24 protein-coding genes and 1 other RNA gene are annotated in these 20,494 nt (G+C 38.0%); 14 read left to right on the top strand and 11 right to left on the bottom strand.

What is annotated here, in order from left to right:
• Positions 1 to 7 precede the first annotated feature (7 nt).
• A complete protein-coding gene (locus AOR04_RS14110; RefSeq protein WP_007583814.1) occupies positions 8 to 250 on the bottom strand; it encodes an OadG family protein in 243 nt (80 codons plus the stop codon).
• A 551-nt stretch (positions 251 to 801) separates the two neighbouring features.
• On the opposite strand from AOR04_RS14110, the gene AOR04_RS14115 reads away from it, so the two are divergent.
• From AOR04_RS14115 to AOR04_RS14140, 7 genes are all read left to right on the top strand, one after another.
• Complete coding sequence (locus AOR04_RS14115) at positions 802 to 975, top strand: DUF1328 domain-containing protein (RefSeq protein WP_002961939.1); 174 nt, start codon at positions 802 to 804, stop codon at positions 973 to 975.
• 58 nt (positions 976 to 1,033) lie between these two features.
• The gene (locus AOR04_RS14120; RefSeq protein WP_007378921.1) at positions 1,034 to 1,225 is read left to right on the top strand and encodes a hypothetical protein; all 192 of its coding nucleotides are present in this window, start codon (positions 1,034 to 1,036) and stop codon (positions 1,223 to 1,225) included.
• Positions 1,226 to 1,552: 327 nt separating this feature from the next.
• Positions 1,553 to 1,690 carry a hypothetical protein gene (locus tag AOR04_RS21600; protein WP_157770549.1) on the top strand — a complete coding sequence of 46 codons (138 nt, stop codon included), beginning with the start codon at positions 1,553 to 1,555 and terminating at the stop codon, positions 1,688 to 1,690.
• Between the two features lie 43 nt (positions 1,691 to 1,733).
• Positions 1,734 to 2,246 (top strand): hypothetical protein, encoded by a 513-nt coding sequence (locus AOR04_RS14125; protein WP_157770550.1) that lies wholly within the window; start codon positions 1,734 to 1,736, stop codon positions 2,244 to 2,246.
• 209 nt (positions 2,247 to 2,455) lie between these two features.
• Positions 2,456 to 3,301 (top strand): hypothetical protein, encoded by an 846-nt coding sequence (locus tag AOR04_RS14130; RefSeq protein WP_096793707.1) that lies wholly within the window; start codon positions 2,456 to 2,458, stop codon positions 3,299 to 3,301.
• A 60-nt stretch (positions 3,302 to 3,361) separates the two neighbouring features.
• The gene (locus AOR04_RS14135; RefSeq protein WP_096793708.1) at positions 3,362 to 4,750 is read left to right on the top strand and encodes a reverse transcriptase domain-containing protein; all 1,389 of its coding nucleotides are present in this window, start codon (positions 3,362 to 3,364) and stop codon (positions 4,748 to 4,750) included.
• A gap of 159 nt (positions 4,751 to 4,909) precedes the next feature.
• The gene (locus tag AOR04_RS14140; protein ID WP_096793709.1) at positions 4,910 to 5,509 is read left to right on the top strand and encodes an SLATT domain-containing protein; all 600 of its coding nucleotides are present in this window, start codon (positions 4,910 to 4,912) and stop codon (positions 5,507 to 5,509) included.
• 289 nt (positions 5,510 to 5,798) lie between these two features.
• Here AOR04_RS14140 and rnpB read toward each other — a convergent pair.
• Together rnpB and rsmI are read right to left on the bottom strand one after the other, a co-directional pair.
• Positions 5,799 to 6,178: RNase P RNA component class A (gene rnpB, locus AOR04_RS14145), an RNA gene on the bottom strand.
• A gap of 41 nt (positions 6,179 to 6,219) precedes the next feature.
• A complete protein-coding gene (rsmI, locus tag AOR04_RS14150) occupies positions 6,220 to 7,077 on the bottom strand; it encodes a 16S rRNA (cytidine(1402)-2'-O)-methyltransferase (protein ID WP_096793710.1) in 858 nt (285 codons plus the stop codon).
• Positions 7,078 to 7,138: 61 nt separating this feature from the next.
• On the opposite strand from rsmI, the gene AOR04_RS14155 reads away from it, so the two are divergent.
• The 4 genes from AOR04_RS14155 to dolP are packed head-to-tail and all read left to right on the top strand — an operon-like array spanning position 7,139 to position 10,611.
• A complete protein-coding gene (locus AOR04_RS14155; RefSeq protein WP_096793711.1) occupies positions 7,139 to 9,016 on the top strand; it encodes a penicillin-binding protein activator in 1,878 nt (625 codons plus the stop codon).
• Between the two features lie 10 nt (positions 9,017 to 9,026).
• On the top strand, positions 9,027 to 9,398 hold the full coding sequence (locus tag AOR04_RS14160) for a YraN family protein (protein WP_007379078.1): 372 nt from the start codon (positions 9,027 to 9,029) through the stop codon (positions 9,396 to 9,398).
• Between the two features lie 60 nt (positions 9,399 to 9,458).
• A complete protein-coding gene (locus AOR04_RS14165) occupies positions 9,459 to 10,052 on the top strand; it encodes an SIS domain-containing protein (protein WP_007379077.1) in 594 nt (197 codons plus the stop codon).
• Entirely contained in the window at positions 10,045 to 10,611 is a 567-nt protein-coding gene (dolP, locus tag AOR04_RS14170; RefSeq protein WP_096793712.1) for a division/outer membrane stress-associated lipid-binding lipoprotein, read from the top strand. Before AOR04_RS14165 ends, dolP begins: the two co-directional genes overlap by 8 nt.
• 98 nt (positions 10,612 to 10,709) lie before the next feature.
• Here the strand turns inward: dolP and AOR04_RS14175 are convergent, their stop codons facing one another.
• The 8 genes from AOR04_RS14175 to zapE form a co-directional block, all read right to left on the bottom strand.
• The gene (locus tag AOR04_RS14175) at positions 10,710 to 11,147 is read right to left on the bottom strand and encodes a ClpXP protease specificity-enhancing factor (RefSeq protein ID WP_007378323.1); all 438 of its coding nucleotides are present in this window, start codon (positions 11,145 to 11,147) and stop codon (positions 10,710 to 10,712) included.
• Positions 11,147 to 11,773 carry a stringent starvation protein SspA gene (gene sspA / locus AOR04_RS14180; RefSeq protein WP_007378322.1) on the bottom strand — a complete coding sequence of 209 codons (627 nt, stop codon included), beginning with the start codon at positions 11,771 to 11,773 and terminating at the stop codon, positions 11,147 to 11,149. The genes AOR04_RS14175 and sspA overlap by 1 nt, the downstream gene beginning before the upstream one ends.
• A 79-nt stretch (positions 11,774 to 11,852) precedes the next feature.
• Positions 11,853 to 12,602, bottom strand: a complete 750-nt coding sequence (locus AOR04_RS14185; RefSeq protein ID WP_008135840.1) for a cytochrome c1 — start codon at positions 12,600 to 12,602, stop codon at positions 11,853 to 11,855.
• Positions 12,599 to 13,864, bottom strand: a complete 1,266-nt coding sequence (locus AOR04_RS14190; protein ID WP_007378320.1) for a cytochrome b — start codon at positions 13,862 to 13,864, stop codon at positions 12,599 to 12,601. Before AOR04_RS14190 ends, AOR04_RS14185 begins: the two co-directional genes overlap by 4 nt.
• Entirely contained in the window at positions 13,864 to 14,454 is a 591-nt protein-coding gene (petA, locus tag AOR04_RS14195; protein ID WP_007378319.1) for a ubiquinol-cytochrome c reductase iron-sulfur subunit, read from the bottom strand. Before petA ends, AOR04_RS14190 begins: the two co-directional genes overlap by 1 nt.
• 582 nt (positions 14,455 to 15,036) lie before the next feature.
• Positions 15,037 to 15,429, bottom strand: coding sequence for a 30S ribosomal protein S9 (gene rpsI, locus AOR04_RS14200; protein WP_086007041.1), 393 nt, complete (start codon positions 15,427 to 15,429; stop codon positions 15,037 to 15,039).
• Positions 15,430 to 15,437: 8 nt separating this feature from the next.
• On the bottom strand, positions 15,438 to 15,866 hold the full coding sequence (gene rplM / locus AOR04_RS14205) for a 50S ribosomal protein L13 (protein ID WP_007378318.1): 429 nt from the start codon (positions 15,864 to 15,866) through the stop codon (positions 15,438 to 15,440).
• 286 nt (positions 15,867 to 16,152) lie between these two features.
• Entirely contained in the window at positions 16,153 to 17,241 is a 1,089-nt protein-coding gene (gene zapE / locus AOR04_RS14210) for a cell division protein ZapE (RefSeq protein ID WP_007378317.1), read from the bottom strand.
• A gap of 134 nt (positions 17,242 to 17,375) precedes the next feature.
• Between zapE and AOR04_RS14215 the strand changes: the two genes are divergently transcribed.
• From AOR04_RS14215 to AOR04_RS14225, 3 genes are all read left to right on the top strand, one after another.
• Positions 17,376 to 17,819: a YhcB family protein gene (locus tag AOR04_RS14215; RefSeq protein WP_007378316.1), complete on the top strand. Its 444-nt coding sequence runs from the start codon at positions 17,376 to 17,378 to the stop codon at positions 17,817 to 17,819.
• 133 nt (positions 17,820 to 17,952) lie between these two features.
• Positions 17,953 to 19,305 carry a Do family serine endopeptidase gene (locus AOR04_RS14220; RefSeq protein ID WP_096793713.1) on the top strand — a complete coding sequence of 451 codons (1,353 nt, stop codon included), beginning with the start codon at positions 17,953 to 17,955 and terminating at the stop codon, positions 19,303 to 19,305.
• Between the two features lie 100 nt (positions 19,306 to 19,405).
• Positions 19,406 to 20,488, top strand: coding sequence for a trypsin-like peptidase domain-containing protein (locus AOR04_RS14225; protein WP_007378314.1), 1,083 nt, complete (start codon positions 19,406 to 19,408; stop codon positions 20,486 to 20,488).
• Positions 20,489 to 20,494: the final 6 nt, after the last annotated feature.

The following is a 20,494-nucleotide window of genomic DNA, read 5'->3' on the forward strand; positions in this document are numbered from 1 at the left end:
GTGCCCCTTATTTATTATTTGATTTGTACTGAGCAATGGCAGCACTAATAGCAGCGATGTGCTCATTAGGCACACCTTGAGATTTAAAAGACGGTGATTTAGCTGGTGATGCTTCTGGTTCGCTATAGCGCGTCACCAAATTAGACATAAGCGTTACTGCACCAATTAATATCGACAGAAATACAAACACCCCAACCATACCAGTAAGCATTAAACTACCAGCCGTTGTGAGTAGAGCACCTATATCCATTTTTCTCCCCCTTGAAACCCATATCGAAAATAAAAAATCGATTTAATTAAATATTTATTCACTGGATAATAACAAAACTAATTATTTTGTCTACATCTTGTAAATTGGTAAAACCAATTAAACTATAATCAACATAAAACTCAACTAATTTACATACCAGAACCCTGCAATCACGCACCCTACAATAGTTACAGGAAATAATGACTATAGCTAATAGTTATATATAAGTTGTTAATTAACTATCCGGTTAAATAAAAAAAACATGAAAAATCATATGAAACACAAAAACAAAGGATCAATTGTTAATTGGTCTTACCAAAATAAATGTATTTAGTGAATATTTACAAGCAATGTGTAACGGTGTGAATAACTTACATAGCAAAGCGTAACGGTGTGAATAACTTACATAGCAAAGCGTAAAAGTTACTAATCAACTAATTGCCCAAAACACACAAAAAAAACATAAACACATGATATTAAACAACAATACACTTTGGCATGTAACTGGCATTAGTTATTGTGAGCAAAATTTATAAACCAAGGAGAAAACAATGTTACGCTGGACAATCACATTTTTAGTTATTGCTTTAATCGCTGCAGTGTTAGGTTTTGGTGGCATCGCAGGTGCCGCAGCTGGTATAGCAAAAATTATATTTTTTATCTTTCTAGTACTTTTAGTGATTTCATTAGTTTCAGGTGCACTACGTGGTAAATCGCCCAGGTAGATAATCCATCGGACTAACAAACACTTATACTTAATTAACACTTACAAGGAATTACATTATGAATTCAACAACTGTAAAAGCAGCACTAATCGGTCTATTCGCAAGTTTTTTCATTATGGGTTGTGAAGACAATCATGCAGAAGACGCAGGTGAACGTATTGACGAAGCAGTAACTGACGTGCAAAACAAAGTAGAAGATGCATGTGAAAATGTTAAAGAAGGCGTAAACGCTGAAGAAACTAATTGTTAATTCTTCTTTTACTAAAAAAGCGGCTCTCAAGAGCCGTTTTTTGCCTGTTTATAAGTATCGAACAACTTCCCCCATTTTAGCTAATGAGTCAAACCGCACTGATACCAATCCGTAATAATACTTAATCAATTTGAAGGATTAAATCAGACACCAACTTCGTTAAAAATCTCTGATATAGAACAACTAAATAACGAAATTTTTACCTTGTTACCAACATGGTTTTCTTACCTCAAAATAATTGATTGATCAACTACTAACGCACCGCCGCATCGTAAAATCCATAGATATAACTATGAAACATGGATTGGCGCAATGTTAGGTGAGAGTATGGCTACAGATAAGACAGTGTTCTTAAATAAGCTTAGAAATACAAAAATGCTTATTAGAACAGGCATGTTACCTGCTAGAATATTTGAAAAAAGGATGAGTTATGGAAAGGGATCTAGTAATTTTCAAAATACATAAGCCATCAAAAACATACGACATAATCGACCTCACGACTGTTTCTATGGCAAAGCAAATTCCTAAAGAAAAAGAGAGCAGTTTTAACGAGGCAGTGAAAATAGCTATGGATGATTTCCCAAGAGGGAAAGCTAAAATATTAGACGTTGTAGAAAATGGGTTTAACTGTAAAGTTGAGAAAGAAGCTGAGCAACAAGACTATGATATAAACTTATTTTCGAGTTACTTGGTGTTAAATAAAAAAGCTTACACGGCCATAGGTAATCATTTACAAGGCTGCGGGGAATTTGTTCCATTGAATTGTGAGAAAGAATTATTTTTATTCAATCCACTAATTTTTGAAGAAGAAGATAAAGATTTGACGGAAAAAGCTTATCTAGATGGATTTGAAGATGGTCTAAAATCTCTGGCCTTTAAGTCCGATCTAAATCTAATTTTTAAGTCGAGCATGCAAGGTGGTAAATCAATTTACTGTAATGCCGCATTTAAAACTCTTGTGAAAGAAAATAATTTAACTGGGATTACTTTTAATAGTGACTTACTTAGCATTTTTGCATAGCAGCCTCTAAACGCAGCTTTATAATTCGGAATGCCCTCACTCACGACTATAAAAAGTATCCTTGAAATATTAAGCCTTTGTCAACTAACATAGGTCATCAATTATTTCGAAGTTGCTTGTTTACGCTCATATCATTTACATGTAACTTTATGCTAAGCATAAAGAAAGCTATATATTTACAAAAATAGCACTTGAACTAAGGACGGTAAATGCTCAATTGCATCTATAAAGAAGATAATTCAATTTGCACAACCACTGATTATGAAAATAACCCAGATAAGTATCGTGGCTTAATTTATTGTATAGAATGCGGTGTAAAAGCATGGTTTACAAAGGGTTATGAAACGCAGAAAGTAAACAGGATGGCATGCTTCGGTGCAAAACATAAAGATGGCTGCAATGCATCAACTGTAGAGTTTATTTCAGACGATCATGAGGTGAATGAGGGTGATGAATTAAACCAAAATAGCGATATTAGGGTAGATTTAGATAAAGCATCAACACAATCTATATATGTGTCTAATGATAATAATAAACATGGTGATGATGAATCCGAATGGAAAGGTAAATCCAAAAAAAGAGCTATTGGTAATTCAGATGGCTTCCCTTTAGGAAAATCTCTTCGTCAACTATTAACCAACCTATGTCGCAATACTGACTACGCCGATGATGATCAAACGATTACCATCGTAGCTAATTCTGGACGAGTAGTTATCGAAGGCGGACTTAACCAAAGCTTAGTAAAAATAGAAAATGTAACTAGAAATCATATTGGTAAAGACTATATTTTCTGGGGAAAGGTCAATAATCTGAGCACAGATAAAAATGGAGATCTTTGGCTCAACTATGGTGATTATAGAACAGAGCCAAGTATAGCTCTTAATTCTCGTTTGAAAGAGGAACTGCTCACAAACTTCAAGCTTAAAGATGTGTCTGAACTAGATGGTTCAGATGTTATCATTGTAGGCCATGTTGGATTTTCAACCCAAGGGAAAGCAATAATTAAAACAGGCTTTACTAAGTATATGTCATTTAGACGAATTAGAGTTGCTTAGAAGAATGCATTAATTGCTTACTAGCAAATTTTTAAGCCTAAATTTATGGATTTATAATTTATGGAAGATTTTGAAAAACAGTTTTTATTTAATTTTTCCCCAGCTAAGTTACAGAGTACTTTTCATGAAAAAATAAAAAATAAAACAGGTAAAGGTATCGATGGAGTAAGCAGTGCACAGATAGAAAAAAATCTTGGTTTAATTTCATTAGGAATATCAAAAAAAGTACTGAGCTCTCAATACCGTTTCAGCCCATATTTAGAGATAGTCAAATCTAAAGGCCGAGGGAAAACTCCGAGGATAATATCGAAACCTACCATTAGAGATAAATTAACCTTATGTGCTTTAAAAGATACTCTCCACTACTATTACGACAGCTGTATTCAAAAGCAGTTGCCGAATAGTTTCATTAGAGAGATTAAAGACCTAATAAGTAAAAATGACCTTGAAAAAACCCACTACCTAAAAATAGATATAAAAGGGTTCTATGACAATTTAGATCATACGAACCTTTTAGACAATTACTTGGGCGGACTAAATAATGAGCATGTAATTGCTTTAATTCGTCGTGCTATCAAAAACAAAACTGTACCTAAAAACTATAAGAAAAAAGACTCATCAAAATATCATGGAACACGAGGAGTTCCGCAAGGTTTGTCTATCTCTAACGTTCTTGCTGGTATCTATATGAGCAGCTTTGACAAGGAGCATTCTAAAATAGGTATTAAATATTTAAGATATGTGGATGATATTTTAATATTTGCTCACGAATATGAAATATTAGCTATAGAGGAACAAATCGATAAAGCTTTAAAAAAAATAGGTTTAGAAACAAACGACAAAACTGAAAAAGGTTTAATTTCAAAGCCATTTGATTACTTAGGTTATAAGATTTCATCTGAAAAAATATCTGTCAGAGAGTCTACTATTGATCGCTTTATTAACTCTATCATCGCTATGTTTACAGACTTCAAGTTAAACTTTCATTATAGGGTCGAAAATTCTAAGTGGTTAACACCTGAGCATATGAAAGCTCTTTTTTTATTAAATATTAATGAAAAGATTACAGGAGCTATTACTGAAACGAAGAGATATGGGTGGATCTTTTATTTCATAGAAATAACCGATATTCATAGTTTACATAAACTAGATTCTATTATTAGTAAACAATTTACTCGATTAGAGATGTTCAATAAGCAGCCCCCAAAAGAGCTAAAATCACTTGTTAAAAGTCATTATTCAGCTAAATACTCTACATTTGATGGCTATATACATAATTACGGCGTTTACAAATCAACAATTGAAAAAATTCGTTTTTTAGTTAAATTTGGTTATCTTAATGAGCAAGATACACAGAATTTTACAGAAGAAGAGATTGCAAGAAAGTTTGAGATTGCTAAAAGTACAAGATTAGTGAAATTAGAAGAAGATATTGGTAACATATCTTAGGTACCCCTCCTGTACAAATGTGCAAGTCCCTATCTTAAGATAACGGGCTAAGGTAATAATATCGGCTTAAGCTGTTTCTAGTTTCTAACTTAAACTTATCGTTAGAGAATAACTACTTGAATCACTAGAGGGGTGCCCTCATTATTTGGAAAAAAGATTATGGATAATAAAGAACTACTAAACAATAGAATTTGGCGAACAAAGGGTTCTAGGTTTAATGCTTACAGAAGGCTAGCGAAGAAAAATAGCACCTTAACATTTGTCACTTCATGTTCATCGATACATTTATTAGCCATTAGTATTATTCAACTGACCAATCTAGTTACTATATCTACAAACCAATCACAGTGGCTCAGTTTCATATCTATTATAATATCTATTATCATTTTGGCTTATGGTTTATATGAAAATGGTAAAGAGCACGGTCTAAAATCTGAAAGGCACCACTCATGTGGAATTGAACTCGATGGCTGTTATTCAAAGTTACAATTCATTCCGAATACTGAAACAGACAAAATTTCAGCTATAGCAAATGAATACAACCAAATAACTGCAAAGTATTTACTGAATCATGAGACAATAGATGATATTTATTTTCAGCTACAAAACCCTGATGACTTTCCAAATATAGCGAAAATAAGTAAATTTAAAAGACTAAGAATAGAACTAAACTATAAACATTATGACACTATTATTGGGTTTATATTCGTAATAGTCCCTGTGCTTATATCACTAGTAATTATGTTTTATAGAGCGTAGAAATATTTTTTAAAATTAAAAAGAGTTCACGACTTCTTCTAACCTTTTGACACTAGTCACGCCATGTGTATTTATCTGTAATCCTACCTTTGGAAGCTCATGACCAACAACCTTTTGAAAGCCAATGGGACCAAATCTTGACTTCATACATCATAATTTGCCACTGTTAGCTTATCGCTATTTGCTTAAACTCAGCTGAGTACACGATCATACGGCTCAAAACTAATAACTTATCCTAAAATTTAAACACAAAAAAGCCCGCAGCGTTAACTGCGGGCTTTTTATTGAATGAGTGAGTCAGCCGGTAAGCCGGGTTTTGTCCTTTCCGAAGAAAGTGATAATCATTCGTCTAGGCCATAAATCGCTCTATGGCTCAAGCAACCTACCCGGTTCTCACGTGGGCCACGCGTTCATTATTTAAAATGATAGAACCCTATTTGGTCTTGCTCCGAGTGGAGTTTACCTTGCAACCGACTATTACTAGCGGCCCGGTGCGCTCTTACCGCACCCTTTCACCCTTACCAATCCGAAGATTGGCGGTCTCCTCTCTGCTGCACTTGTCGTGGGCTCACGCCCCCCAGCCGTTAGCTGGCACTCTGCCCTATGGAGCCCGGACTTTCCTCCCCCTGATCATTTTCGTCACAGGCAGCGATCATCTTGGCTGACTCGGCGCGCAGTATACATGAGGCTCGCGCCAAGCGCAGTAAGATTTACTCTTTTTCTTCAATAATTGTTTTATATAAGGCGTTTTTTTTCATTCCAAAGTATTCGGCAACCACGCCACAGGCTTTTTTCATTGGCATTTCATTTTCAAGTAATGCCAACATTTTGCGCGCTTCTGGCGGAACGTCGTCTACTTGCTTGGGTTTACCTGGCAGCATAAGTACTATTTCGCCGCGTTGCTTGGTTGGATCGTTTGTTAAAAACTGTTTTAGTTCACTTACACTGCCGTTAAAAAATGTTTCAAACGTTTTGGTCAGTTCTTTAGCAAACACGACTTGTTGATCGTCGCCAAGTGCTTGGGCTAAATCATCAAGGCTTGCCATTATACGGTGCGTGCTTTCGTACATTATGCTGGTCATGCTTGAATTAACGGCTTCGGTAAAAAAGTCTTGGCGGGCTTTACTTTTAGCCGGCGTAAAGCCTAAAAATTGAAAGCGGTCTGTGGGTAGTCCTGAGCAACACACGGCGGTAATAGCAGCACATGCACCAGGTATAGGTGTTACATGTGCGCCTTGCTCACGGCATAAGTTTACAACCGCGTAGCCTGGATCACTAATTAGTGGTGTACCAGCGTCAGATACTAAAGCAATATTTAAACCTTGATTAAGTTGATCAATAATTTGTTGTGCTTTTTGCTTTTCGTTGTGGTCGTGTAATGCGAATGTTTTAGCCTTGATACCAAAGTGGCTAAGTAGCTTGCCGGTATGGCGAGTATCTTCAGCAGCTATTAAGTCAACCTGCGATAATGTCGCGATTGCACGCTGACTTAAGTCGTCATAATTGCCAATTGGGGTGGCTACAATGTAAAGAGTGCCAATTTTCTGTGAATTCTCCTCATTTAACATTGAGGTCTCCTGCGTCAGTCAGTAATATAAGCAAATCGCGTTAACGTATTGGGAAATCATTGTGCGACTTAAACTAGTTAGTCTATTAATTATATTGTCAGGGTTATCGGCGTGCAGCACAACCGAAAAACCAACTAAAAACAGTGATAACTTCAGTAACAGTGCAAATGCATTAAAAAATCAAGCTACCAGCGCACAATCTATCTATCAATTGGCTCAAAATCGTCAAGGGGCTGATAAAATACAATTGTTGTATAGCGCAAGAGATGCAGCTATTACAGAGCAAAACTGGCCGCTACTAGAAAAAATAGGTAGCGACCTTGAATTAACAGCCAGTGTTGATCAAATTCAAAACCGTCTTTATATTGCGTTTGCGCAAAAAAAACAGGATAAAAATGCTCAAGCCTTGGTTATTCTACAATCGCTAGACGGGCAACTAACCCAACCCGAGCACTTTGCATGGCATCAGTTTTTAACTGCCAGTATTTACGCATCACAAAATTTTCCTAAAAAAGCGGCCCCTTATTTCTTTAGGGCATCTGAGACAGCAGCTAAGAATAATATTGAGATCCCACAGCTTAATCAAAACTTGTGGGATAACTTAAAAAAACTGTCATCTTATGCATTAGAGCGCTTTAACCGAGGTTCAGTAATTCAACAAGGTTGGGCTAACCTTGCCTTATATCATCAAGTATATACAAGCAGCGGTGTTGAGTTAGATCAAGCAATCAATAACTGGCGACGCCGCTATGTTGGACACCCAGCGGTAACGGTATTACCTAAACAAGATGAATTGTTTACAGAGTTTTCCCCTATAAATATAGAACGTTTGGTTATACTGCTCCCACAATCAGGCCCAAATGAGCGATTAGGCGATGCACTCAAAGCCGGTGTTCTAGCTGCGCTTGATAAACAAAACATTAGTGAAACTCTGTTTCTAGATGAAAACCTAAACACTGAAGAACTTGCAGCTAAAATTGAGGAAATAAACCCCGACTTTGTTGTTGGACCTTTGTTAAAAGCCAATATTGATAAACTTACAGCAGCTAATGCCTTGATAAATATACCGGCTCTGCATTTAAATACCTTTGATGGTGAGCGTATTTCATTGCAGCATTACTTCTTTGCACTGAGTCCTGAACACGAAGTAGAACAAGCTTTAGAACACTTTTTAGCCATGGGCTACCAAAAACCAATGTTGCTTGCACCTAATAATGTAAATGGCCAACGTTTAATTGACTACTTTAATTTACAGTGGCAACGCTACAGTGAAACCAAACCTCAGATTGGCCTGTATAATGATAAAAAAGACATGCCTAATACAATTACCAGCTTACTAGAAGTTGATAAGTCTAAAGAGCGTATAAAAACTGTAAAAGCACTTTTTAAACAAGAAGTAGAGAACGAAACGCGATCGCGTAGTGACATAGATGTTATTTACATTTTAGGTGATGCAATAGAAACCCGTTTAATTAAACCTTACCTTGATGTAAATGTAAGTACATTTGCTGATCGTATCCCACTTTATGCCAGCTCAAAAAGTCATAGCAAACAAATTGACCGTACAGATAAAGGTGATCTAGAAGGACTATATTTTACTGAGCTCCCATGGATGCTTAACTCACAAGTTAAACTACATACCTTGCGAGCACAATATGACACTTTATGGCCTGAACAAGTTGATATAAGCCAGCGTTTATTTGCTATGGCGTATGATGCAATATTAGTACTTCCAGAAATAAGGCAACTAAGTATTGTGCCTGGCAACGAATTTAGTGGTTTAAGCGGTAAGTTATCTATAAACAGCAGTGGGCACATAGAGCGAACATTAAATTGGGCGCAGTATTCTAATCGTCGTATAAAACCTGTGCAGTTAAAAACGCAGCGCCCAATACCACTATTTATGCAATCAGCAAATACAATACAAACAAGTAATTAAAGGGGGCGACATGTCGTGGTTTAAAGAGCTGTGGCAAAATAGCCGTGAAAAAGGTCAATATTATGAGCTCCAAGCGCAAAAATATTTGGTATCTCAGGGATTAACCCCCATTGAGCGTAATTATTACTGCCCCTTTGGTGAGCTTGATGTCATTATGAAAGAAGGTGACACCCTTGTTTTTGTAGAAGTTAAATTTCGTAAAAACAATGCGCGCGGCGGCGCTAATTATGCATTAAGCCCGCAGAAGCAGGCAAGACTAAAACGCAGTATTTATCATTACTTAGCCGCTAAAAACTTAACAAATGAAGCGCTTAGAATTGATTATGTAGCCATTACAGGAGAATCATCTCCCAAAATTAACTGGCTTAAAAACGTATTTTAAATACTTAGGCAATATAGGCTTAAGTTCATATAAAGATTAAGTATAAATTATTGGTAGGCTATGCAAGATACAATTAAAGAAATTTTTACAGAGAGCATTCAAGTACAAATCGCTGCAGGTGAAGTATTACCCAGTGCACTTGAATCAGCAGCATTTACCATTGCACAAAGCTTGATAAACGGTAATAAACTCATTTGTTGCGGCACTGCAAATTGCCATATGCTAGCCCAACATATTGCGGGTGTACTTGTTAACCATTATGAAACTGAGCGGCCGTGTCTCCCCGCGATAGCTTTGTCTCAAGAAAATATAAATTTAGGTCAAAATAACCAAGGCGATGATCACGATACATTTGCGCGACAAGTTCGTGCTTTTGCCCAGCAAGGGGATTTACTTCTTGCACTTGCTATAAACGGTAACGAAAAACATATTATTTCTGCTGTAGAGGCTGCACTTACTAAAGATATGAAAGTAATCGTGATGGTCGGTGATGATGGAGGGGAATTAGTTGGCTTACTTGGCCCTAATGACGTTGAAATTAGAACCCCTTCTAAGCGCCCTAGCCGTATTATCGAATCGCATTTAGTTAACTTACACTGTTTAAGCGAACTTGTTGATTTAACCCTCTTTCCGCAGGATGAAAACTATGTTTAAACGCTCCCTTATTGTTTTAAGTACTGTTGTATTATTGCAAGGCTGTGCGGCCGCTATTGTTGCAGGTACAGCTAGTGCAGTAACAGCAGCGAACGATCGCCGCACTATTGGCTCACAAATTGATGATAACAATATTGAGATAAAAGCCAGCATTGCCTTGAGTGAGGTAGAGCGCATTGAGAAATTTGCTAATATCAATGCAGTAAGCGTAAACGGTATCGTTTTATTAGTTGGTCAAGTCGCAAATCAAGAAATGAAAGGTGAAGCTCAACGTACAATTGAAGACGTTGCTGGTATTCGTAAAATTCATAATCAAATCCGTATTGGATCAAATATTGGTATCACCACACAAACCCACGACTCATGGTTAACCTCAAAAGTAAAAGCGCAGCTACTCACTGCAAAGAATATTAGTAGCAATAATATTAAGGTAGTTACTGAGAACGGTGAAGTATTTTTAATGGGATTAGTCTCTGAGTCTGAATCTAATCAAGCAGTAAACATTGCACGTAATGTATCTGGCGTTGAACGCGTAATAAAAGTTTTTGAATATATGTAGTTGTAAAATGATAGATAGCCTAATTACATACACCGGCTCGCTTTTGTATCAGGCATAAAAAAACCGCTTAATAAGCGGTTTTTTTTGGCATTTATGTATTATTTAATAACACGTAAATGAGAGCCTTTTTTCTTTTCAGGCTTTTCTGGTGGTGCTTCATCAATAAATTCAGCTGATGAGTCAACACTTTCAAGCTCTGGAGCAAAGTCGTCTTCGTCCCCTAAAAACTCGTCTGCTGTAAAGACCGTACCTTCACCATTTTCACGTGCATATATTGCCAGCACTGCACCTAAGGGCACATACACTTGCATTGGCTGACCACCAAAGCGCGCGTTAAAGCTAAGTTGGGTTAGGTCTAACGAAAACTGTGTGACTGCTGATGGACTTATGTTTAAAACAATTTGTCCGTCTTGAACAAACTGTGTAGGCACTTGTACATTAGCAAACCCAGCGTCTACCACTAGATGTGGCGTGCATTCGTTATCAACTATCCAATCAAAAAAAGCACGTAATAAATAAGGACGATTAGGCGTCATTATAAACGAATCTCACGCTCAGCTTCAGTTAAAGAAGCTTGGAATGACTCACGTTCAAATAAACGGATCATGTATTCTTTAAGCTCTTTAGAACCAGCACCATTAAGCTCAATACCAAACTCTGGTAAACGCCACAGTAGTGGAGCTAAGTAACAATCTACCAAGCTAAACTCTTCACTCATAAAGTAAGGAGCTTCACTAAAGATAGGTGCTACAGCTAGTAATGCTTCTGTTAACTCTTTACGAGCTTGAGCTGCATCAGATGCATTATTGATGATTTTTTCAGCTAGGCTGTACCAATCTGTATCAATACGGTGCATCATTAAACGGCTACGACCACGCATTACCGGGTATACAGGCATTAGTGGAGGATGAGGAAAACGTTCATCAAGGTATTCCATGATGATATTTGCCTGATATAAACCAAGCTCACGGTCAATCAGTGTTGGCACTGTACCGTAAGGGTTAATTTCGTGAAGTGCTTCTGGCAGGTTATCTTTTTCAGCCAAATGAATATCTACACTTACACCTTTTTCCGCAAGTACAATTCGTACTTGGTGGCTATACATACAGTTAGCCCCAGAAAAAAGGGTCATTACAGGGCGCTTATTGGCAGCTACGGCCATGCCTACCTCCATTAAATCACTAAAACAGCAATAGGGGCTTAAGCCCCTATTGCAAAATTACCTTTAAATATGTTCAAACTTAATGAACATCTCTCCAGTATTCTTTCTTAAGCATAAATGCCAAGATAAACAGGATAATTAAAAATCCGATTACCTTAATACCTAATGCTTCCGACTCAAGACGTGAAGGTTCACCCACGTACTCAAGGAAGTTCGTTAAATCACGAGCTGCTTGGTCGTATTCATCTACGCTTAGTTCACCCGTACCATCTGTTTCAGTAGCAATAACTTTAGTCACAGTGTGACCATGCTCTTCTACTTCTTCAGTAATTGGCGTTGGCAAACCTTGCAGCTCTTGAAGAACATGAGGCATACCAACAGATGGGAAAACAATGTTATTTACACCAAACGGGCGAGATTCATCTTTATAAAACGATTTTAAGTACGTGTAAATATAATCTGGTGATTTTACACGAGCAATTAGCGTTAAATCCGGCGGAGCCGCACCAAACCATTTTGCTGCATCATCTTTTGTAATCGCGTTAGTAATATGGCTACCGACTTTAGAACCGTCAAAAATCAATTGTTCTAAACCAACCTCTGTTGGGATACCAATATCGCGAAAAGTACGTTCATAACGTTGATACTGCATTTGGTGACAACCAAGACAGTAGTTCATGAACAACTTTGCACCGCGCTGTAAAGATGGTTGATCAGTAAGGTCGTTATTCGCTTCCATTAAAGGAACCGATGGACCCGCTGCCATAACCATATTCGGCAACAAGTTTACTGATAAAGCAAATAAACCAATAATAAGCTTTTTCATCATTTCGTTAACCTCTCTGGCAATGGCTTAGTTTTTTCGTTCTTACTGTATACAAACAACAGCACGAAGAACATAAAGTAAGTCACAGTACAGATTTGAGAAATTATCGTCTTAAGGTCTGTTTGTGGAGTTGCACCCACCCAACCTAAAAGAACGAAAGTAACAACAAAACCTGCAATGTTCCATTTATGGAAACCACAACGGTAACGAACCGATTTAACTCTACCACGGTCTACCCAAGGTAGTAACGCAAGTACAACAATCGATGCACCCATTGCTGCAACACCGATAAGCTTATCAGGGATTGCGCGTAAGATTGCATAGAATGGCGTAAAGTACCAGACTGGGAAAATGTGCTCTGGTGTTTTAAGAGGGTTAGCTGCTTCGAAGTTTGGACCTTCTAAAAAGAAGCCATTCATCGCAGGCATAAAAAACACAACCCAACAGAACAATATTAAGAAACCAACCACACCCACAATATCTTTAACTGTGTAGTAAGGATGAAACGGTATTGCATCAACAATATCTTTTTTGTCAGTGTAATACTCATGAAATTTAAATTTAGGTTTATCTTCTTCAGCTACAGAGCCTTTCTTACGCTTAATTTCAATACCTTCGGGGTTATTTGAACCCACTTCATGCAATGCAACAATGTGTAAGAAAACTAAGATTACGATAACCAGTGGGAGTGCAATTACATGTAATGCAAAGAAGCGGTTAAGCGTTGCACCCGATATTACGTAGTCGCCACGGATCCAAAGTGTTAAGTCATCACCAATAACCGGAATTGCACCGAATAGAGAAATGATTACCTGCGCACCCCAAAATGACATTTGACCCCAAGGTAATAAGTACCCCATGAACGCTTCAGCCATTAATGCCAAGAAAATAAACATACCGAATAACCACAGTAATTCACGTGGCTTTTGGTAAGAACCGTAGATCATGCCACGGAACATATGCATATATACAACGATGAAAAACGCTGAAGCACCTGTTGAGTGCAAGTAACGCAATAACCAGCCATATTCTACATCTCGCATGATGTATTCAACCGAGGCGAATGCGCCCTCAGCAGATGGCACAAAGTTCATCGTTAACCAAATACCGGTAAGAATTTGGTTTACTAGTACCAGCATGGCTAGTGAGCCAAAAAAGTACCAGAAGTTAAAGTTTTTAGGTGCTGGATACTGTGCAATGTGCATATTCCAAACACGTGTCATTGGGATTCGGTCGTCTATCCAACCAATAATCTTACCAAACATTAGACTACCCCTCTTTCTTCGCCCACTAAAATAGTGGTTTCATCTAGAAAAGTATAAGGTGGTATTTCTAAGTTTAATGGTGCAGGTACCGATTGAAAAACTCGGCCAGCCATATCAAATTTAGAACCGTGGCATGGGCAGTAGAAACCATCGTCAGTCCCTTCTACTTTTTCGCCAAAGTTACCTTGTAAAAAGCCAGGAGAACACCCTAAATGCGTACAAATACCTACAGCCAAAAATATTTCTGGGCGTAATGAACGGTAATCATTTGTTGATGATTCTAATTGTTGTGGCTCTTGCGATTGTGGATCACGAAGTTGACCTTCATGTTCTTTCATCTGCTCAAGCATTTTTGGGGTACGTGATACAACCCATACAGGTTTACCACGCCACTCGACACGTATTAATTGTCCCGGCTCAAGTTTGCTGATATCTACTTCCACAGGCGCACCCGCAGATTTAGCTCGCTCACTTGGATTCCAAGACGCAATAAAAGGAACAGCAGCCCCAGCCGCACCAACACCACCAACAACAGAGGTAGCTATGGTTAAAAAGCGACGTCGGCCATTGTCTACAGGCGCATTGCTCATCCACTTATCTCCACTTACGATTCTCAACACTTGCTATATTGAGAACATCAGTTACAGCAGGTTAATTATTCGAAATTTTTAAAATAGAAACGATCATAATTAAAACCCTTGATTAAAACAAGGTTATTCACAGCCTCATGCTCTAACACACCCTACTTCACCTAGGGTTCAGTAAGCCAGTTTGAGTATAGGGCCGAATAGTCATAATACCGTTTCTGTAAAAACTATGTACTGACCAAGATCAACTTCACTAAGCGAAAACTCTAAAACGGTGCGTAGTGTCGTAAAACTCGATCGTTTTACTTCCATGCCAATTGTAGCAAAAAATTCCACCAATTAACTGATGGATTTAAACTAATTACGATAATTATTTAACTTTTTTGCAGCTATCTGAGTATTTTTTAACTTTCGTTTATTAAATACGCTGTTATTGATGAGTTTGATCAATACAAGTAACTGTAATTATTAAGCCTAGGCACGATAACGAGTCAATTTAGGCATATCTTTCATTGTCGGAATTACTATTTTTAAAAACAAAAAACCCAGCATAAGCTGGGTTTTGAATTTTTGATAACGTATAGATTAACGTTTTGAGAACTGTGGACGCTTACGCGCTTTCTTAAGACCCACTTTCTTACGTTCAACTTTACGTGCATCACGAGTAACGAAACCTGCTTTACGAAGTTGTGGACGTAATGACTCGTCAAACTCCATAAGTGCACGAGTAATACCGTGACGGATAGCACCAGCTTGACCAGTTGTACCACCACCAGAAACGGTGATGAAAAGATCAAATTTTTCAGTCATATCAACTAGCTCAAGAGCTTGATGAACAACCATGCGTGCTGTTTCGCGACCAAAGTACTCTTCTAAAGAGCGCTTGTTGATTACGATGTTACCAGTGCCTGGGCGTAAGAATACGCGAGCACTTGAACTTTTACGACGACCTGTACCGTAGTATTGATTTGCCATGATGGTGCTCCTTAAATGTCTAGAACCTGAGGCTGTTGTGCAGCATGGTTGTGCTCAGTACCTGTGTAAACTTTAAGTTTACGGTACATAGCGCGGCCTAAAGGACCACGTGGCAACATGCCCTTAACAGCCTTCTCGATGATCATTTCAGGCTTTGCAGCTTGAAGTTTATCAAAAGTAGTAGACTTAAGACCACCTGGAAAACCAGAGTGTGAATAGTACACTTTGTTTTTGAATTTGTTACCAGTTACAGTAACTTTTTCAGCGTTGATAACGATGATATAATCACCAGTATCTACGTGCGGTGTATATTCAACTTTATGCTTACCGCGTAGGCGATGAGCGATTTCAGTAGCGATGCGACCTAAAGTTTTACCTTCAGCGTCAACTACGTACCAGTCACGTTTTACTGTTTCTGGTTTAGCAACAAACGTTTTCATTTATAAAAATCCAATGTTTTTCAATTAAAACCACAAGTAGTTAATATTAACTACTGCTCTAAGTTTGCTACAACCCCTTCGAGTTTTAGACTTTTGCGCCGCTCACAAGTGGCTAGACTATATGATGGCATAGAACGCAACGTGGCAGACGCGGGAGTATACCAGCACTTAAAACACATTGCTACTCGCCGGTTGTTTTTTCCACAAGAAATTTTAGAAATAAGAAGTACTATATATGTACCTCTTATTTTTAAGCGTTGGCCTATTACACATTTGCCTACTTACTTTAAACTAAATGCTCTTTAGCTAAATACTCTAAAGACTGCATTTCTTGCAAACGGCTTATACAACGCTTAAATTCAAAATTAAGGTTACCTTGAGTATAAAGGTCGGTGATCGGCTTCTCAGCTGAAATTATTAAAGTTACGTGGCGCTCATAAAATTCATCAACTAAAGCAATAAAGCGTCTTGCAGCATCATCGTTAGTTTGCCCAAGCTGTTTCACGTTAGAAATAATAACCGTATTGTATAGGCGACTAATCTCCATGTAATCGACTTGGCTTCGCGCTGTTTCGCACAATTCACTAAACTCAAACATCACAACACATTTAGCTACTTTGCGCGTTTTGATTAAACGCCCTTCTATTTCTATAGGCTCATCTAATTGGCCAGGCTCTGAGGAAAGTTTATCGAAGTAATCAAATAGATTTTTATCTGCTTGTTCGTCAAGCGGGCTATGAAAAATTTCGGCTTGTTCTAGCGTACGTAATCGGTAATCGACACCTGAGTCTACATTTACTATTTCTGTATTGAGTTTAACCAACTCAATAGCTGGTACAAAACGCGCACGTTGTAAACCGTTTCTATAAAGATCATCAGGTACTATATTTGACGTTGCAACAAGTACAATACCGCGTGCAAATAATGCCTCCATTAAACCGCCTAACAGCATGGCATCTGTAATGTCTTGAACAAAAAATTCATCAAAACAAATTATGTCTGTTTCAGCTTTTAAAATATCCGCGACTTTTTCTAATGGGTTTACAGTATTGTTTAGCTTTTTAAGTTCATCGTGTACGCGATGCATAAAACGATGAAAATGTACGCGCATCTTCCGCGTGCCTGGTAAGGCTTCATAAAAAGTATCAACTAAATAAGTTTTACCACGCCCTACTCCTCCCCAGAAATATAAACCTTTTATAGGCGCTGGCTCATCTTTATTAAAAAGCTTGGCAAAAAAGCTTTTTGATTTTATTTTGTTCTGGGTTAAATCGTCATATAAACGCTGTAAATGGCGCACTGCATTTTCTTGTGCTACATCATGTACAAAGTCATCTCGCTTCAAATCTTGTTGGTATGTTTGCCAAGGAGTCATATCTATTTACAGTTAAAATGCAGTTTAATTTGCAAAGCATATTAACACGCATCAATACTCGGGGTATATTACACTTAGTATGATTTATAATTGAATCAAGCATTCGTTAGTTATTTTCCCAAAGGGGTAGATTTATGGGCACAGTCACGTGGGTAGGTTTAATTGTTATTGTTGCTGTTATAGCTTTTTTTATTGGTGCATTTGTCACTAAAAAACAATTTAAACAGGATGAGTTGGAAAAACAGGCAGAGCAAGCTAACAATGCGTTAGAGCAATATCGTCAAGATGTAGCCGATCATTTAGCGAGTACAGGCAAGCTTGTAAATAAAATGAAAGAGAATTACGATCAACTACTTAGCCATGTTGAAGAAACCAATCAACTGCTGCTAGAGGATCGGAAGCAAACACCAGCTGAACCTTTCTTTTCAAAAGAAACTACTGAGCAATTACAAGCATCGATAAAAGAGCGCCGATGCGATCGCTCATCAGCAAAAGCACAACCTGCTGATTATGTTTCAGGCGAATCAGGTTTATTTGCAGGACAAAATAAAGTTTCAGAACATTCTAAAGCATCTTGATGAACTTTTTTTTAACCCCATAGTCTTTAGATATAACAGCTTTGTTGTTTTATCTTACTGATAAATTAAAAAGGGCTGCTTATGCAGCCCTTTTTAATTTTTTGCTTTTCTCGAAGTGGAGTAAACCCAGACTATGAAAATGAAATTATCACTTATCAGCGCAGCTATTCTTTCTACTAGCCTTTTATTAAGCCCGGTAGCGTCTTATGCAAAAATACCGGTTGCCGTAAATGGTCAACAGTTGCCAACACTTGCCCCAATGCTCGAAAAAATTACTCCAGGCGTTGTAAGCATTCAAGTTTCAGGCTCAAAAGAAGTGCGTCGCCGTGCGGATCCACTTGAATACTTTTTCGGACAGCAACAGCCCCGAAGCCAAAAACGTCAATTTAGCGGTTTAGGCTCTGGCGTTATTATTAATGCTGATGAAGGTTATGTAGTAACTAATAACCATGTGATTCAAGATGCCGAAAAAATGGTTGTTACTCTTGAAGACGGCCGTGAGTTTGAAGCGATTAAAATTGGGACTGATAAAGAATCCGACATTGCGCTTTTACAAATCGACGCTGATGATTTAACTGAAGTAAAACTAGCAAACTCAGATAATTTGCGTGTGGGTGACTTTGCCGTTGCTATCGGTAATCCGTTTGGCCTTAGCCATACTGTTACATCAGGGATTGTGAGTGCACTTGGTCGCAGTGGTTTAAACATTGAAGGCTACGAAGATTTCATTCAAACCGACGCAGCGATTAACCAAGGCAACTCTGGTGGTGCTTTAGTTAACTTAAATGGTGAATTAATAGGTATTAACACTGCTATTTTAGGGGCTTCAGGCGGTAATGTTGGTATTGGTTTTGCTATCCCGTCTAACATGATGAAAAACCTAGTAGATCAAATTATTGAACACGGTGAAGTACGTCGTGGCTCACTTGGTATTTCTGGGCGCCCACTTGATGCAGGCCTAGCTAAAGCACAGCAACTTGACGTCAAACAAGGTGCCTACGTTATGCAAGTAATGGATGACACCGCTGCAAGTAAAGCAGGAATCAAAGCCGGTGATGTTATTGTAAGTATTAATGGCGGTGATATTAGCGGCTTCCATGAATTACGAAGCAAAATAGCAACCTTGGGTGAAGGTAGAGAAATCAAGCTCGGCATTTATCGTGACGGAAAAATTAAAACAGTTAAAGTTACACTCGATGGTGCATCAGGTGTTACGGCAACAGGGGAAGAGCTACATCCTGCTTTTCAAGGTGCCGAGCTTGAAAACGTGCAAAAAAATAGTAATAAAGGTGTTGAAGTTACCTCTGTAGATCCTCGTTCACCTTCTGCCCGTGTTGGCCTTGAAGAGGGTGACATTATAATGCAGGTAAACCGTCAACGCGTAGAAACAATTCGTGATATGAATAAGATCATCGATGACACAAAAGGCAATATAGTGCTTGGCGTGAAACGTGGCCGTGAATCTATATTTATCTTAATTCAGTAATAAATATTGCTATAAATGAAATAAAAGTAACAGTGGCACTTGCCGCTGTTATTTTTTTTATGCCATCATAAAGAAATTACTTCCTTATAATAAGAATCCCGTGCTGAAACTAATAAAATTTATTCTCCCGCCATTATTTGCAGGGCTTAGCATTGCTTTTTTAGTGGTTTTTTTCAGCCCTAATATGCGAGCTTCTCTATTACCGAACGTGCCTCTTGCGAGTGCAATGAGTACTAGTCATTTAAGTTTCTCAGATGCTGTTAAACGTGCAGCCCCCTCCGTAGTGACTATTTTTTCTGAGAGCATTTCGAAAGAACCTCGTTATAAAAGACAAAATACCGTACAAGAATTAGGCTCTGGTGTGATTATGTCGCAAGATGGCTACATTCTTACTAACTATCATGTAGTGAATAATGCAGATCAAATTATGGTTATTCTGACAGACGGCAGGCGCTTTTTTGATGTCCAACTAATCGGCTTTGATACGATTACTGATCTTGCATTACTTAAAATAAACGCAGACCACCTTCCCGTTATTCCTATAAGCGATAGCTATACGTCGAGTGTAGGTGATGTAGTACTAGCCATAGGTAACCCACTTAATTTAGGACAGACAATTACCCAAGGTATTATTAGCGCTACTGGTAAGCAAAAAATTACAGACAGCCCTTATAATAACTTATTACAAATGGATGCCGCTATTAATGTAGGGAATTCAGGGGGCGCATTAGTCAATTCTAACGGTGATTTAGTTGGTATCACTTCAGCCCAATTTAAAACGCGTGAAAATTTAAACATACAGGGAATATTTTTTGCTGTGCCGTATTCACTTGCTAAAAAAGTGATGGGAAAATTGATTCGACATGGTCGTGTAGTTAGAGGCTACCTTGGTTTTGAAGGCACCGCAGTAGACAGCACAGGTAAAGAAGTTAACGATAGCCTAACTCCTGTTTCAGGTATGCGAATTACGAACTTAGATCCCTTAGGCCCAGCTTGGCAAGCAGGTATTGAAGAACAAGATATCGTTATTAAAATTGCAGGGCTTTCCGTAGCAAACCCGCAAAAAGTACTTGAAAAAATAGGCAATACAGAACCAGGGAAAGAAATAGAGTTTGAGCTTTATCGAAATGGCAAAATAGAAAAAATCATGGTGATGGTCGCAGAGCTTGAAACAAAACTATAACTACTA

The organism is Pseudoalteromonas sp. 1_2015MBL_MicDiv (assembly GCF_002407505.1).
GTDB lineage: Bacteria > Pseudomonadota > Gammaproteobacteria > Enterobacterales > Alteromonadaceae > Pseudoalteromonas > Pseudoalteromonas fuliginea.